The sequence below is a fragment of the Thioclava sp. PTB-PU3-1 genome (assembly GCF_055666785.1).
In genome coordinates, this window is the sequence record NZ_JBVNVL010000001.1 from 936,042 (window position 1) to 949,707 (window position 13,666).

The following is a 13,666-nucleotide window of genomic DNA, read 5'->3' on the forward strand; positions in this document are numbered from 1 at the left end:
CAACCCCGCTACGCACACGCATTGCTTGAAAAGCGCGCCCGCATGCAACAAGACTTGGGCTCGAGCAGAAACGAGGCCGATGTGACGCAAGAGATGTCCCCCGAGGCGCAACCCGGGTCGGGAGATGACCCGATCGACATGCGGATCATGGCGATTTTTCCCGAGCTGACCCCCAGTGAGAAACGCCTTGCCGAGGTCGTGCTCGAAGCGCAATCGACCCTGTCGAGCTATACGGCTGCGGAGCTGGCCGAGAGCGCGGGGATTTCCTCTGCCACGGCGGCGCGCTTCTTCAAGCGGCTGGGCTATCGCAATTACAACGAAGCGCGGCTGCATTCGCGGCGCAACGGAAGCTGGGGCTCGCCGCTGAGCGAGTTGAGCGACGGCACGACGCCGGGGCAACTGGCCGATCACTTCGCGCAGGATATGCAGAACCTGACCCGCAGCACCGAGATCCTCTCGGAAGAGGCGGTCGCCGACGCGGTTCAACACCTCGCCTCGGCCCGCCGGATCTGGGTGCTGGGCTATCGGAACTCGCGGGCGCTTGCGATCTATGCCCGCGCCCTGCTGCTCAATCTGAAATCGGATGTGCAGCTTCTGCCCTATGAGGGTGCGTCGCTCGCCGAGGATGTCGCGGGGTTCGCGCCGGGCGATGTGCTGCTGGCGATCGGGCTGCGGCGCAGGCCGCGCGCGCTGGGAGAGGTGATGACCGTCGCGCGCGAGGCGGGCATCCCGACGATCCTGATCGGCGACCCTACCGTGGCGCAGACCGCGCGGCACGCGACGATCACCCTGCGCTGCCACAATCGCGGGCAAGGCATCTTCGACAGTACGGTCGTCGCGATGAGCCTGATCAACTTCCTCTGCTCGAGTCTGGTGGACTCGCTTGGCCCCGAAGCGCGCGCCCGACTCGCCCGGATCGAGGACCTTCATGCGCGTTTCGACGACCTCGGACCGCCCCCGGAGAGCCTTGAGGCGCTCACCAAGGCTGCAAAACAGGAGAAATAGCGCCCAAAAACTGCGCATAGCTCGAATGAAAGCCTATTTTCATTTTTAGGATTTTGTGAAATAATTCTTTCCTGCGAAGGTGACCTCGCCATCTCATGCAGCGAAAGGATATGCCATGGATCGCCGACTATTCCTGAAATCTGCGCTTGCGGGCACCGCTCTCGGGGCGTTCGGCCCGGCGGGACGAGCGCTGGCCGCGACCGATCTTCTTTGGATGACCTGGGAGAACCTCGCGAAAGACGACTACCTCGCGCCCTTCCTCGACAGCCATGACGTCGACCTGACCAAAACCTTCATCGGCACCGATGACGAGCAATTCGCAAAACTGCGCGCCGGCGGCGCCTCCTCAGTGGACCTGATCACGCCCGGCCTCGACAAGGTTTCCTACTACACCGCGTCAGACCTTCTGCAGCCGATCGACTTCGACAAGGTGCCGAACGCGAAGCTCCTCTATGACACGTTCAAGAAGACTGATCTGGGCAAGACGGACGGCCAGACCTACGGCATCCCCTTCTATTGGGGCATCAACCCGATCGTCTACCGCGCCGACCTGATGGATGAAGAGCCCGATTGGTCGGTCTTCTTCGAGGGCGACAAATACAACGGCAAGCTCGCGATGCGCGACTACGCGCTCGAAGGGATCATGATCGCCGCGATGTATCTGGGCATCCCGCGCGACGAAATGTTCACGATGGACGACAAGCAGCTCGCCGAAGTGAAAAAGGTGCTGATGATCCAGAAGAGCAAGCTGCGCACCTACTGGAATTCCATCGGCGACCTGACCAACCTGTTCGCGACCGGCGAAGTGGTCTGCGCCTTCTCCTGGGTGCCGCCCTATTACGACCTGAAGGAAAAGGGGCTCGAAATGGGCATGGCCAAACCCAAGCAGGGCGTCATCGGCTGGTGCGATACGATTGCCGTGCCCAAGGGCGTCGAAGGCGCGCGTCGGGACTCGGTCTTCGAACTGGTGAACTACCTGCTCGGCCCGACCTACGGCAAGAAGCTCGCCTATGGTGGCCCCTATGCGCAATCGACCTCCGCCGCGCGCGACGAGATCGACGAAGCCCAGCAGGAAAAGATCTTCATTAAGGACCTGTCGGTGATGGACAACTTCGTCTGGAAGCAAAATCCGCCGCGCTACAACGACTGGGTCGCACTCTGGAACGAAGTGAAGGCCAGCTAAGAATGACCGAGGCAGGTTCCGGGCCGACGGGTGGGCAGGGGCAGACAATGCCCCTGCTCCGCGCGCGTGCCCTTTGTAAGACTTATGGCACCGTGCAGGCCGTGCGCGGTGTGAATTTCCGGCTCGACGAGAATTCCTACGTGACGCTGCTGGGGCCTTCGGGCTGCGGCAAGACCTCGATTCTGCGCATGATCGGCGGGTTCGAGGAGGTGAGCGAGGGGATGCTCGAGCTCGACGGCAAGAAGATCAACGACGTGTCCGCGAGCGCCCGCCCGATCAACACCGTCTTCCAGAGCTATGCCCTCTTCCCGCATCTGAGCGTGCTCGAAAACGTGGGCTTCGGCCTGCGCTACAAGGGCTTGAGCCGCAAGCAAGAGCGCGAGAAGGCCCGCGCGGCGCTGGAAACCGTCCAGATGTCCGCGATGGCGGATCGCCGCCCGCGCCAGCTCTCGGGCGGGCAGCAACAGCGCGTGGCGCTGGCCCGCGCGATCGCCAACGAGCCGCGCCTGCTGCTGCTGGACGAGCCGCTCTCCGCGCTCGACCGGCGGATGCGCAAGGACATGCAGATCGAGCTGAAAGACCTGCAGCGGCGACTGAAAATGACCTTTCTCCATGTCACCCACGATCAGGAAGAGGCCTTCGCTCTCTCGGACTGGATCATCGTGATGCGTGACGGGATCATCGAACAACAAGGCGCGCCGGATACGATCTATCGCCGCCCCGAGACCGCTTATGTGGCCGATTTCATCGGCGGCGCGGCCTGCGTGCCGGGCAAGATCACCGACACCGCCATCGGCGCCTATGAGATCGAGACCCCCTTGGGCCAGTTCGCGACACCCGGCGTGCGCGGTCTCAAAGCCGGATCTCCCGCCGTGCTCTGCCTGCGCCCCGAGCAACTGTTCCTCGACCCGCAGGGCCGGATTTCCGCCCGCGTGACCCATGCCGTCTATCGCGGCGCGGAGTGGCTGGTAGAAGCCGAGGCCGCCGGCGTCACGCTGGCGCTGACCGTTGGCCATGACGACGTGCCCGAGATCGGCGCGGAGATCCGCATCGGTTTCGATCCGGCACAGGTCTGGATCGCGCGGACCGAGGCCGAACAAGCGACGGGAGCCAAGCCATGAGCCTGCGCGTCGGCACGCTCCTCGCCGCCCCGGTGACGGCCTTCCTGCTGGCGCTTTGCGTGGCGCCGCTGCTGATCCTCTTCGCCTACAGCTTCTTCCGCGTCGATTTCGTCGCGATCTCCTACGACCCGTCCTTCGCCAATTACGCAAAGATCGCGGGCTCGGCGACCTATCGCGGGCTGATCCTGAAGGCCTTCGGCTCGGGCGCGCTCGTCGTCGCGATCACCGCCGTGATCGGCTACCCGGTCGCGTGGTTCCTTGCCAAACGTGCGGGCGCAATGAAATCCGCGCTGCTGACGCTGCTGCTCGTGCCGCTTTATTCCGGCGATCTGGTGCGGGTGTTTGCTTGGCGCGTGCTGCTCGGGGCCGAGGGCGTCATCAACCGCTCGCTGATCTGGGCAGGCGTCACCGACGCACCCATTCAGGGGCTGCTGTTCTCGCCCCTCGCGACCCATATCGCGCTGACCTACAACTACCTGCCCTTCATGGTGATCGGACTGTGGCTCGCCTTCGAGAGCCTCGACGATGCCTGGCTGGAAGCCGCCGCCGATCTGGGCGCGCGCAGCCCCAGCCGGTTCGCCCGCGTGACCCTGCCGCTGACCTTCCCCGGCCTCGTGGCGGGCGGGCTGATGGTCTTCGTGATGGTGGTCGGCGATTACCTCACGCCGCAGCTGCTGGGTGGCGCTTCGGGGATCACCGTGATCTCGGCGATCAACGACCTCTTCGGCACCGCCTTCGACTGGCCGCTGGGCTCGGCCATCGCCTGGACGATGCTCGCGATCCTGATGGCTTTCTTTGCCGTGGGCGCGATGCTGATCCGCCGCTCCAGCCTCGTGGGAGGGTCCTGACATGTCGCGCCTCTCCACGCTTTGGGTCTGGGCGGTCTTCGCCTTCATGTATCTGCCGATCGCGATGATCGCGCTGTTTTCGGTCAACGATTCCAAGATCATGTCCCTGCCCTTCTCGGGCTTCACCCTGAAATGGTATGCTGAGGTGATGGACGACGGGCGTCTGGGCGGGGGCTTCCTGACCACGCTGAGCGTCGCCTTCCCCGTTGCGATCTGCGCGACGCTTCTGGGCGGGCTCGCCGCTTTGGCGATCAGCTTCTACCCGATGCGCGGACGCGGCATCTTCGCGGTGCTGCTGCTCGCGCCCTTCCTGATCCCGAAGCTGATCCTCGCCGTGGCGCAGCTGATCATGTTCAACGAGACCGGGGTGGAGCGCAGCTTGCTGACGGTGATCGCCGCGCAGACGGTGATCGTGCTGCCCTTCTCGACGCTGGTGATCGCCTCGGTGCTGATCCGGATCGACCGTGGACTGCTGGAAGCGGCCGCCGATCTGGGCGCCTCGGGCCTCTCGGCCTTCCGCCGGGTGGTGCTGCCGCTGATGGCGAACGGGCTGATGGCGTCATGGGTCGTGGCCTTCGTGCTATCCTCGGCCGAATACGTCCTGACCGCTTTCGTCTCGGGCCGCGCGCAACCGCTTTCGGTGCTCGTCGCCTCCGACTTCCGCTTCGCGCTCTCTCCCTCACTCAACGCGCTCGCCGTGATGATCGTGTTCGGCAACATCGCCCTCGTGGCGCTGGCCGAGCTGATCCGCCGCCGCGCCTCCAAGACGGGGGCCTAAGCGCGATGACCAACCACAAGGACCCCACCATGATTTTCGAAAATGCCCTCGGAGAGGGGCAATCCAACGAGCTCATTCTGAACCCGCATTACGACACTGCGAAAGGCTATGGGCCCAAGCAGGAAGCCGTTCTGAACGACGCGGCCTTCGATCTGGCCAAGCGCACGATTTCTTCGTGGGAGGGCTATGCGCCGACGCCCCTCGTCTCGCTGCCCGCAATGGCGGCAAAGGCGGGCGTGGCAGAGATCCAGTTCAAGGATGAGGGCGGGCGCTTCGGTCTGGGCAGCTTCAAGGCTTTGGGCGGCGCCTATGCGGTGCTGCGCCTTCTGGCCCGCGAGATCGCGAAGGCCAAGGACATCCCCGAGCCCAGCGCCGAAGACATCGTCGCGGGCAAATATGCCGATATCGTCTCGCAACTGACTGTCTGCTGCGCCACGGACGGCAATCACGGGCGCTCGGTCGCATGGGGCGCGCAACGCTTCGGCTGCCGCTGCGTGATCTTCATCCATGCCACCGTCTCGGAGGGCCGCAAGGAAGCCATCGAGGCCTACGGGGCCGAGGTACGCCGCTGCGCAGGCAATTACGACGACAGCGTCCGCGAGGCGCAGGAGACCGCAACGCGCGAGGGTTGGTTCGTCGTCTCCGACACCTCCTATCCGGGCTATACCGAGATCCCGAAAGACGTGATGCAGGGCTACGAGCTCATGGCGGCGGAGGCGGCCGATACGCTCGGCACCCCGCCCACCCATATCTTCATCCAGACCGGCGTCGGCGGGCTGGCGGCGGCGGTCGCGGCGCAATTCGCGCGCCGTTACGGCCCCGAGGCCCCGCGCGTGATCCTCGCCGATCCCGACCAATCGGCCTGCTGGCTCGAGACGATCCGCGAAAGCAAACCCACCGCCGTCGAGGGCGATCTGGACACGCTGATGGCAGGTCTGGCCTGCGGCGAGGTCTCGCTGCTGGCCTGGGACGTGCTGGAGCCCCTGACATTCGCGGTGATGTCCGTGGCCGACCCCGATGCCGTCGCGGTGATGCGTGCGCTGGCCAGCCCCGAGGGGGGCGATCCGCCCGTGGCCGCCGGAGAATCCGCCGTGGCGGGGCTCGCAGCCTTCCTCGCCGCCGCCGAGAATGATGCGGCGCGCGCAGCCCTCGGGATCGACGCGAACTCCCGCATCTTGTGCTTCGGCACGGAAGGCGACACCGACGCCGCGCTGTTCAAAACCCTCGTCGGCCGCAGCGCTGACGAAGTTCGGGGCGCGGCATGAGTATCGCGATCGACATCGAGCGCCTGATGGCGCGGCTGGAACGGCTCGGACAGATCGGTGCCCTGCCCGGCGGCGGCGTGAAGCGCCTCGCACTTTCCCCCGAAGACGCCGAAGGCCGCGCCCTCGTGATGCGCTGGATGCGCGAGCTGGGCCTCGAGATCACCACGGACGTCATCGGCAATTGCTGGGGCATCCGCGCGGGCGAGGAAGACGGCCCGCCGGTTCTGATGGGCTCGCATATCGATACTGTCGCGACGGGCGGCCTCTATGACGGCAGCCTCGGCGTGCTGGCCGGGCTGGAAGTGATCGAGGCGCTCAATGCGGCTGGCGCGCGCACCCGCCGCCCCGTTGCGGTCGCGTTCTTCACCAATGAGGAAGGCGCGCGCTTCGCCCCCGACATGATGGGCTCGGGCGTGGCGCAAGGCGCGCTGCCGCTCGACGAGATGCTGGAGGTGGAAGGCATCGACGGGGTGCACCTGCGCGATGCGCTCGCCGCGATCGATGCCGCAGGCCCCGCCCCGGTCGGCGCGCTGAAGCCGCACAGCTATCTGGAACTGCATATCGAACAGGGCCCGGTGCTGGAGACCGAGGAGCTGCAGATCGGCGTCGTCACCGGCGTGCAGGGCATTTCCTGGACCGAGATCACCGTCACGGGCGCTTCGGCCCATGCGGGCACGACGCCGATGGCGCTGCGCCACGATGCAGGCGCGGTCGCGGCACGGATCGCGGTCGAGGCGCAGCAGATCGCGGCAGACCACGGCCCGCCGCAGGTCGCGACCGTGGGTCGGATGCGCGTCTCGCCCGATCTGGTGAACGTGGTGCCGCAGGAAGCGGTGATGACCGTCGATCTGCGCCATACCGACGAGGCCGTGCTGCAGAAGGCCGAGACCCGGCTCTGGCGCGCCGCGCAGGATTTCGCCCGCGCCGGGGGATGCGCGATCACGCGCCGGACGCTGGCCCGCTTCGAGCCGGTGGAGTTCGATCCGGCGCTGGTGGACAGCGTCGAGGCCGCCGCACATGCGCGCGGGCTGGGCCATCGCCGGATGCCCTCGGGCGCAGGCCATGACGCGCAGATGTTCGCGCCGAATTGCCCCTCGGCCATGATCTTCGTGCCTTCGCAGGACGGGGTCAGCCACAACATTCACGAATATACCGCGCCCTCGGACATCGCGGGCGGGGCACAGGTGCTGATGGATGTCGTCTGCCAGCAGGCGGAGCTTCAGGACGCGCCCGAATTTCAAACGACCGAGACAGGACAATTGCCATGACCCGCAAATTCATTGCCGCCGCCGCCCAGCTTGGACCGATTGCGCGTGACGAGCCGCGCGCCTCCGCCGTGGCGCGGATGCAGAAGCTTTTGATCGACGCCCATCGGCGCGGCGCGGAACTGGTCGTCTTTCCCGAACTGGCGCTAACCACCTTCTTTCCGCGCTGGCTGATCGAGGACGAGGCCGAGCTCGACGCATTCTACGAGACCGAGATGCCGAACGCGGAGGTGCAGCCGCTGTTCGATACCGCCCGCGAGCTCGGTGTCGGCTTCTATCTCGGCTATGCGGAGATCGCCTACGAGAACGGCCAGAAGCGCCGGTTCAACACGTCGATCACCGTCGAGAAGACCGGCCAGATCATCGGCAAATATCGCAAGATCCACCTGCCCGGCCATCCCGAATACGAAGACTGGCGCCCCTTCCAGCATCTGGAGAAGCGCTATTTCGAGCATGGCAATCTAGGTTTTGGCGTCTTCGACGGGTTCGGCGGCAAGCTGGGCATGTGCCTGTGCAACGACCGCCGCTGGCCCGAGACGTTCCGCGTATTGGGGCTGCGCGGGGCGGAGCTGGTGATGTTGGGCTACAATACGCCGGTGCACTACCCGCTCGCGCCCGAGCATGACCACCTGCAGGACTTCCACAACCACCTGTCGATGCAGGCGGGCGCCTATGCGAACGGGTGCTGGGTGATCGGCACCGCGAAAGCGGGGCGCGAAGAAGGCTGCGACCTGATCGGCGGCACCTGCATCATCGCACCCACCGGCGAGATCATCGCCAAGACCCAAGGGTTCGGCGATGAGCTGGCGATGGCCGAAATCGACCTCGACCGCTGCCGCGAGCTTCGTGAGAACGTCTTCAACTTCGCGCTTCACCGCGAGCCGGACGACTACCGCGACATCTGCGCGGGATAAGAAAGTCGATGAGGGTGAGGACTACCGATCAGTGCAGCGGCGCATTCGAGGCCGCGAGCTGTTCCGCATATGCGCCCCGAACCTTGAGCGACGAGAGCATCGGTTGGGACTGCATGATGTAGCCCTCGAGGAAGGTGACGAGGGCGATGCGCCACCGGCGTTCGATCTCGATATAGGGATCGGAAGTGGCGAAAGAACTGACGTTGACGGAGACCGAGAATTTCTGCGGGTCGAAAGTCGCGCGTTGGTCGAGCAATTCGGTGCGCAGGGCCGCGGTGAAAACCTTTTCCGGCTGCGCCAGCGTCGCCAGACCTTTCAAGTCGATCGAGTCGCCGAGAGCGTCACGGGTGTCGTCCTGGAAATTAAGGGAGAATTTGCCCACGTCAGCCACACCGCGCTCATCAAGCTTAACCAACAATTCAAGCGACACGTGTTTAACATTCATAATCAATACCTCCGTTGGACGCGAGTGGCTCCGAATGGACCTGTGCGGCTCGCCGACGAGGGCTGGATCACATGCAAGAGCGGCGATGTTGTGACTTGAATTGGGCAACTATGTCAAAGTTAGTTTCTGACGCTGCGTGACCTTTCGAACTGACGATCAGGTCTCCATCTTCGGGGCCTGCCATCGAGAAATACCCTTGCGGCAATCTCCCGCTCATGTGCGCCGGGAAATCCCCTGCGTGGCGTCGGTGCGTCAGTGAGGCTAAATACATCCACAGAAACCGAAAAATCTTGCCGCGCCCCACGGTGCGCCCCAAATAATTGAACTGGTCCGTTCATTTTGAGGACCCGAGTCGTTTTGAAAGGAACCCGACATGCAAAGCCCGATGAAGAAAAAAGCCGTACTCGCTCTGGTCGCATGCTGCGCCATGGGCATTCTGGCCGCCTGCACCCAAACCGAAGGCACGGCGACTGCTGCAAACGTTCCGAACATGAAGGCGAACATCGAAAACCCGATGTAAGCGAACGGAGCCTTTTCGCAGCACCAAAGCCGACCCGCTACTGACGCGCCCTCTCGACATCCGCGAGGAGCGCGTCAGGAGCGATGCCGCGTTTCTCCGCACTCGCGCGGACGGCCTCCTGCAGGGACTTGCTACGGCTCAGCAGGCGACGGAAACGGGCTTCATCCAGTTCGAGAAGTGTCGAGGGGGTGATCGCGCGCACTTCGGTTCTGCGCGTCCGTCTCATCAGGATCGACAGCTGACCGAACATCTCACCGCGACCCAGCCGCCATGTCTGATTGGCCGCCTCCACCTCGACGGCCCCGGAGGCGATGAAGAACACACTTTTCGCGACGCTTTCGCGGCCGAGAATGACCTCCCCCGCATTGGCGTGCCGCGCCTTGAGCAACCGGCTCAATCGTTTCTGGTCCCGGGCATCGAGACCGGAGAACAGCGGAAATTGCCGCACGAGCTCGATGCGCCGCAGCGCGATATCGAGCTTGGGGCGATCCTCTGCGCGCGACCGCTTCTGCGCAAGGGCGGCCCGGAGCTTGGTGTAGACCTCATCGCCGATCAGGCCGTCTTCTCGCATCGTCTCGTATTCGCGCTCCTCCAGCCGCAGCGCGGTCCGGCGAATGATGCGCCGTTCGAGCTCTTCGGCGTAGCCGGGATATTGCAGACGCAGCCCCTGCAGCGCGGTTTCCACGATTTCGATGCGGCGCGACAGCAGGTCAGAGAGCAGGTCGCTCACGCGCTTGCCATGAATGCGGCGGATGCGGCCGCTGATGAAGCCGCCGAGATCGCGCAGCACCAGACGCTGCGACAGGAGCATCTCGAACCGGTCCGCCGTCATCCGCGCGAGGGGGCGCGACAGGTGAAGGCGGCGATGAAGGATATTCGCGACGCGGAAGCCGAAGCCATATTTGACGCTGCGCCGCGCGATCCGGTTATAGCCGTGCCGCCCGTCCGCGCGCGCGCCCTCGATGAGGCGGTCGGCGTTCGACAGAACCTGTTCGGCGATGCGAGAGGCGATCGTCCGCTCCCGCACCCGCATCAGGATGGTGTCGCGTTCATGGCCGGCGAGCGCGATAAGCCCCAGGGTGATGCGGTCGCGGTCGTGGATGTCCTGACTGTCGTCGGCGGCCTTGACCGCGCCCTCCAGCCGCTCCCCGAACCGCTTGGCCTCAGAGCGGACGACGTCTCGGCTGAGTTCGTAATTCTCGGTGGTCCGCGCGAGGTCTTCGCGCACTTTCTGAAGCGAGACGGCGACGACCTGGCGCGACAGCGCATCGTCGATCGGCGACAGCCGGTCCAGCCCCAGCCGACCGATGATCCAGCGCAACGTGGTACCCTGCCCGATCAGCGTGAACAGGGTGAAGCCGGTGGCGAGGATGCCGACCATGCGCTGAACCTCGTCGGGGACGCGGAAACTCTCGGTCACCGCCAGCGCCAGCGCGAGCGTCACCGCCCCACGCAATCCGCCCCAGAGAATGGCGACCCGGTAGGGCCGCTCGACCGTGGGCGAGACCCGCAGCGCCGTGAGAAGTGGCAGAAGACCGAACAGGATCACCGCGCGCGCGAAAATGGACGCGAGGACCACGACACCGACGAGGGCGATATCCCCGATCCGGATCTCCTCCAGAAGTCGCGGGATCAACAGCGCCGCCAGAACGAAGATGAGGGCCCCCGCCCAATGCGCCAGGACGCCCCAGAGCTCGCGCAGATTGATCCATGTCTGCGGTTGCAGACGTCCGGGCCCGGTCAGGTTCAGCGTCAGACCGGCGGCGACCACCGCGATGACACCCGAGGCACCGATGCTTTGCTCCGCGCCGATATAGGCCAGGTAAGGCAGCGCCACCGAGATCGAGAGCTGGGCAAGCTCATGACGCCGGAAGAACGACATCATCCCGACGGCGATACGCGCGACCAGCCAGCCCGTGAACGCGCCGCCGAGGATGAGATACGGAAACCGGGCGAGCGCATCGCCCAGCTTCGGATCGGGCACGCCCATCATCACGAAGCCCATGAAAAGGCCGAACAGCGCGATGGCCGCGGCATCGTTGAGCAGGCTTTCCCCCTCGATGATCCGCGACAGCCGGCGCGGGGCAGAGATCGAGCGGAAGATCGAGACGACGGCGGACGGGTCGGTCGTGGACACGATCGCGCCGATGAGCAGGCACGCGGTGAGCGGGATCGAACTGACCCAGGACAGCGCGTAGCCGACGCTGAGGGTGGCCGCGACGACCGCCACTACCGCAAGCATCAGGATGGGAACCCAGTCGTCCAGCATCCTGCGCAGGTCCATGCCCAACGTCGCCTGAAACAGCAGCGTGGGCAGGAACACGTAGAGAAACACGTTCGAGCGGATCGGCAAGTTCAGGATCGCTTCCGCCACCGGATTGAGCGCGTCGGTCAGCTCGGTCCGGAGGAAAAACACAGCCGCCACACCGATGAGAATACCGATGCCCGCAAGGATCACGCTGAAGGGCAGACGCAACCGCGCGGCCAATGGCTCCGCCACCCCGATGACGAGGAAAAGCGACGCGACAATCGTGGTGATGACGACGATATCCATTCAGTCGAAATACCACGCTGATCGGCGGACGCACGGGGAATTGAAAGGTTTGGACACTTTGCGATCGGGAGACAAGCACGCCCCCGCCGAGAGAGGTGGGGGCGCTTAATGGACGTTAAGTCAGATCAGGCGACGAGTTTCGCCGTCATCTCGACGAGGCGTTTCGCCTGATGGGCGATCGCGGCCTTGCCAGCCTCGTCGACGCCCCCGGCATTGGTCGAGAAGCCGTAGGGGTTGCCGCCCGCATTGAAGATCGCCTCGTCGGTATAGCCCGGCGGAACGATGACGCAGCCCCAATGCATGGCCGTGGTGTAGAGGCCGAGGATGGTCGCCTCCTGCCCACCATGTGCGTTCTGCGCGCTGGTGGTCGCGGTGAAGGTCTTGTTCGCCAGCTTGCCCGCGCCCCAGAGCCCGCCCAGCGTGTCGATGAAGGCGCGCATCTGGCTTGCGGAGACGCCGTAGCGGGTCGGCCCGGAGAAGAAATAGCCCTCGGCCCATTCCATATCGTCGGCGGTCACTTCCGGAATATCGCTCATCTTCTCGAGCTGGTTCTTCCAGGCGTCCTGCCCCTCGACGACGGCTTTCGGGGCCGTCTCGGGAATGCGACGCAGGCGCACTTCGGCTCCGGCAGCCTCAGCGGCTTCCGCTGCCGCCAGCGCGACGGCATGGTTGGTGCCATAGGTGGAATAAAAGACGATTGCGATCTTCGGTTGTGCCATTTCTCTCTCCTGTGTTGGGAAGGGACTGAGGGGCAACGGCGCCCTCAGCCGTGTTTGATGAACGTGCCGTTGTTGAGTTCAGTCAGCGCCTGACGCAGTTCGTCTTGCGTGTTCATGACGATGGGGCCGTGCCATGCGACAGGCTCCTGGATCGGGCGACCGGTCATCAGCAGGAAGCGGAGACCTTCGTCCCCGGCCTGCACCGTGATCTCGTCGCCCGCGCCGAAGCGGACCAGCGTGCGGTTGCCGGTCATGTCGCGGATGTTCAGCTCCTGCCCGCGATATTCCTTCTCGACCTTGATGCCGACCGGATCGCTGGCGTCGCGGAAGGTGCCGGAACCTGCAAACACATAAGCGAGCGCATTGGAGTGCGTATCGACCGGCAGCACCTTGCGGCGTCCGGCGGGGATCGACACGTCAAGCAGCATAGGATTGGCGGCGATCCCGTCGACCGGACCGGTCTTACCCCAGAACGAGCCGATGATGACCTTGACGGTGGTACCGTCCTCGTCGCCCTCGATCGGAATGTCGCTGCCGGTAATGTCTTGATAGCGCGGCGCCGTCATCTTGAGCGCGCCGGGCAGGTTCGCCCAAAGCTGAAACCCGTGCATCTGCCCCTTGGCATTGCCCGAGGGCATCTCCTGATGGACGATGCCGGAGCCAGCCGTCATCCATTGCACGCTGCCCGCGCCGAGAAGCCCGCGATTGCCGAGCGAATCCGCGTGCTCCACCTGGCCGTCGAGCACATAGGTAATCGTCTCGATGCCCCGATGCGGGTGCCACGGGAAGCCCTTGGAATAAAGGCGCGGATCGTCGTTGCGGAAGTCGTCCATCATCAGGAACGGATCGGTCAGCGACGGATCACCGAAGCCGAACACGCGATGAAGGTGAACGCCAGCGCCTTCGAGCGCGGGTTGCGCTTGGCTGGTGGCCGAGACAGGTCGAAAGGTCATGGGAGCCTCCAAATATCGTTGGTGATAGTGTGGGGCTTCCTGTGGGAATTTGAATTAGCGAAGGTCCCGCATGTCCTGTGCGCAAGCGCGCAGATG

Annotated in this window: 13 protein-coding genes; 9 read left to right on the plus strand and 4 right to left on the minus strand. The window is 64.7% G+C overall.

Annotated elements, in window-relative coordinates:
- Positions 1 to 42 precede the first annotated feature (42 nt).
- The 8 genes from ACZ7GB_RS04290 to ACZ7GB_RS04325 all read left to right on the plus strand — a co-directional run bounded on the left by ACZ7GB_RS04290 (position 43) and on the right by ACZ7GB_RS04325 (position 8,379).
- The gene (locus ACZ7GB_RS04290) at positions 43 to 1,005 is read left to right on the plus strand and encodes a MurR/RpiR family transcriptional regulator (protein WP_472157753.1); all 963 of its coding nucleotides are present in this window, start codon (positions 43 to 45) and stop codon (positions 1,003 to 1,005) included.
- Positions 1,006 to 1,120: 115 nt separating this feature from the next.
- The gene (locus tag ACZ7GB_RS04295) at positions 1,121 to 2,188 is read left to right on the plus strand and encodes a substrate-binding domain-containing protein (RefSeq protein ID WP_098410191.1); all 1,068 of its coding nucleotides are present in this window, start codon (positions 1,121 to 1,123) and stop codon (positions 2,186 to 2,188) included.
- A 47-nt stretch (positions 2,189 to 2,235) separates the two neighbouring features.
- Positions 2,236 to 3,309, plus strand: coding sequence for an ABC transporter ATP-binding protein (locus tag ACZ7GB_RS04300; RefSeq protein WP_472157754.1), 1,074 nt, complete (start codon positions 2,236 to 2,238; stop codon positions 3,307 to 3,309).
- On the plus strand, positions 3,306 to 4,157 hold the full coding sequence (locus tag ACZ7GB_RS04305; protein ID WP_078539912.1) for an ABC transporter permease: 852 nt from the start codon (positions 3,306 to 3,308) through the stop codon (positions 4,155 to 4,157). The genes ACZ7GB_RS04300 and ACZ7GB_RS04305 overlap by 4 nt, the downstream gene beginning before the upstream one ends.
- A gap of 1 nt (position 4,158) precedes the next feature.
- Complete coding sequence (locus ACZ7GB_RS04310) at positions 4,159 to 4,935, plus strand: ABC transporter permease (protein WP_472157755.1); 777 nt, start codon at positions 4,159 to 4,161, stop codon at positions 4,933 to 4,935.
- A 29-nt stretch (positions 4,936 to 4,964) separates the two neighbouring features.
- Positions 4,965 to 6,200 carry a diaminopropionate ammonia-lyase gene (locus ACZ7GB_RS04315; protein ID WP_472157756.1) on the plus strand — a complete coding sequence of 412 codons (1,236 nt, stop codon included), beginning with the start codon at positions 4,965 to 4,967 and terminating at the stop codon, positions 6,198 to 6,200.
- Entirely contained in the window at positions 6,197 to 7,468 is a 1,272-nt protein-coding gene (locus ACZ7GB_RS04320) for a Zn-dependent hydrolase (RefSeq protein ID WP_472157757.1), read from the plus strand. Before ACZ7GB_RS04315 ends, ACZ7GB_RS04320 begins: the two co-directional genes overlap by 4 nt.
- Positions 7,465 to 8,379: an N-carbamoyl-D-amino-acid hydrolase gene (locus tag ACZ7GB_RS04325; RefSeq protein ID WP_083078829.1), complete on the plus strand. Its 915-nt coding sequence runs from the start codon at positions 7,465 to 7,467 to the stop codon at positions 8,377 to 8,379. Before ACZ7GB_RS04320 ends, ACZ7GB_RS04325 begins: the two co-directional genes overlap by 4 nt.
- A gap of 28 nt (positions 8,380 to 8,407) precedes the next feature.
- Here the strand turns inward: ACZ7GB_RS04325 and ACZ7GB_RS04330 are convergent, their stop codons facing one another.
- Positions 8,408 to 8,824 carry a hypothetical protein gene (locus ACZ7GB_RS04330; protein ID WP_472157758.1) on the minus strand — a complete coding sequence of 139 codons (417 nt, stop codon included), beginning with the start codon at positions 8,822 to 8,824 and terminating at the stop codon, positions 8,408 to 8,410.
- A 373-nt stretch (positions 8,825 to 9,197) separates the two neighbouring features.
- Between ACZ7GB_RS04330 and ACZ7GB_RS04335 the strand changes: the two genes are divergently transcribed.
- Positions 9,198 to 9,344, plus strand: a complete 147-nt coding sequence (locus ACZ7GB_RS04335) for a hypothetical protein (protein WP_472157759.1) — start codon at positions 9,198 to 9,200, stop codon at positions 9,342 to 9,344.
- A gap of 37 nt (positions 9,345 to 9,381) precedes the next feature.
- On the opposite strand, the gene ACZ7GB_RS04340 is transcribed toward ACZ7GB_RS04335, so the two are convergent.
- From ACZ7GB_RS04340 to ACZ7GB_RS04350, 3 genes are all read right to left on the minus strand, one after another.
- Entirely contained in the window at positions 9,382 to 11,898 is a 2,517-nt protein-coding gene (locus ACZ7GB_RS04340; RefSeq protein WP_472157760.1) for a cation:proton antiporter, read from the minus strand.
- A 125-nt stretch (positions 11,899 to 12,023) separates the two neighbouring features.
- Positions 12,024 to 12,617 carry an NAD(P)H:quinone oxidoreductase gene (gene wrbA, locus ACZ7GB_RS04345; RefSeq protein WP_078599618.1) on the minus strand — a complete coding sequence of 198 codons (594 nt, stop codon included), beginning with the start codon at positions 12,615 to 12,617 and terminating at the stop codon, positions 12,024 to 12,026.
- A 44-nt stretch (positions 12,618 to 12,661) separates the two neighbouring features.
- The gene (locus ACZ7GB_RS04350) at positions 12,662 to 13,570 is read right to left on the minus strand and encodes a pirin family protein (protein WP_078569637.1); all 909 of its coding nucleotides are present in this window, start codon (positions 13,568 to 13,570) and stop codon (positions 12,662 to 12,664) included.
- Between the last annotated feature and the right edge of the window lie 96 nt (positions 13,571 to 13,666).

What these genes read in the sequence shown, in the direction of transcription:
- ACZ7GB_RS04350 (WP_078569637.1), bottom strand. Translation starts at nt 13,570, where the DNA reads ATGACCTTTCGACCTGTCTCGGCCACCAGCCAAGCGCAACCCGCGCTC.
- ACZ7GB_RS04340 (WP_472157760.1), bottom strand. Translation starts at nt 11,898, where the DNA reads ATGGATATCGTCGTCATCACCACGATTGTCGCGTCGCTTTTCCTCGTC.
- ACZ7GB_RS04320 (WP_472157757.1), top strand. Translation starts at nt 6,197, where the DNA reads ATGAGTATCGCGATCGACATCGAGCGCCTGATGGCGCGGCTGGAACGG.
- ACZ7GB_RS04300 (WP_472157754.1), top strand. Translation starts at nt 2,236, where the DNA reads ATGCCCCTGCTCCGCGCGCGTGCCCTTTGTAAGACTTATGGCACCGTG.
- ACZ7GB_RS04315 (WP_472157756.1), top strand. Translation starts at nt 4,965, where the DNA reads ATGATTTTCGAAAATGCCCTCGGAGAGGGGCAATCCAACGAGCTCATT.
- ACZ7GB_RS04330 (WP_472157758.1), bottom strand. Translation starts at nt 8,824, where the DNA reads ATGAATGTTAAACACGTGTCGCTTGAATTGTTGGTTAAGCTTGATGAG.
- ACZ7GB_RS04290 (WP_472157753.1), top strand. Translation starts at nt 43, where the DNA reads ATGCAACAAGACTTGGGCTCGAGCAGAAACGAGGCCGATGTGACGCAA.
- ACZ7GB_RS04295 (WP_098410191.1), top strand. Translation starts at nt 1,121, where the DNA reads ATGGATCGCCGACTATTCCTGAAATCTGCGCTTGCGGGCACCGCTCTC.
- wrbA (WP_078599618.1), bottom strand. Translation starts at nt 12,617, where the DNA reads ATGGCACAACCGAAGATCGCAATCGTCTTTTATTCCACCTATGGCACC.
- ACZ7GB_RS04325 (WP_083078829.1), top strand. Translation starts at nt 7,465, where the DNA reads ATGACCCGCAAATTCATTGCCGCCGCCGCCCAGCTTGGACCGATTGCG.
- ACZ7GB_RS04310 (WP_472157755.1), top strand. Translation starts at nt 4,159, where the DNA reads ATGTCGCGCCTCTCCACGCTTTGGGTCTGGGCGGTCTTCGCCTTCATG.
- ACZ7GB_RS04335 (WP_472157759.1), top strand. Translation starts at nt 9,198, where the DNA reads ATGCAAAGCCCGATGAAGAAAAAAGCCGTACTCGCTCTGGTCGCATGC.
- ACZ7GB_RS04305 (WP_078539912.1), top strand. Translation starts at nt 3,306, where the DNA reads ATGAGCCTGCGCGTCGGCACGCTCCTCGCCGCCCCGGTGACGGCCTTC.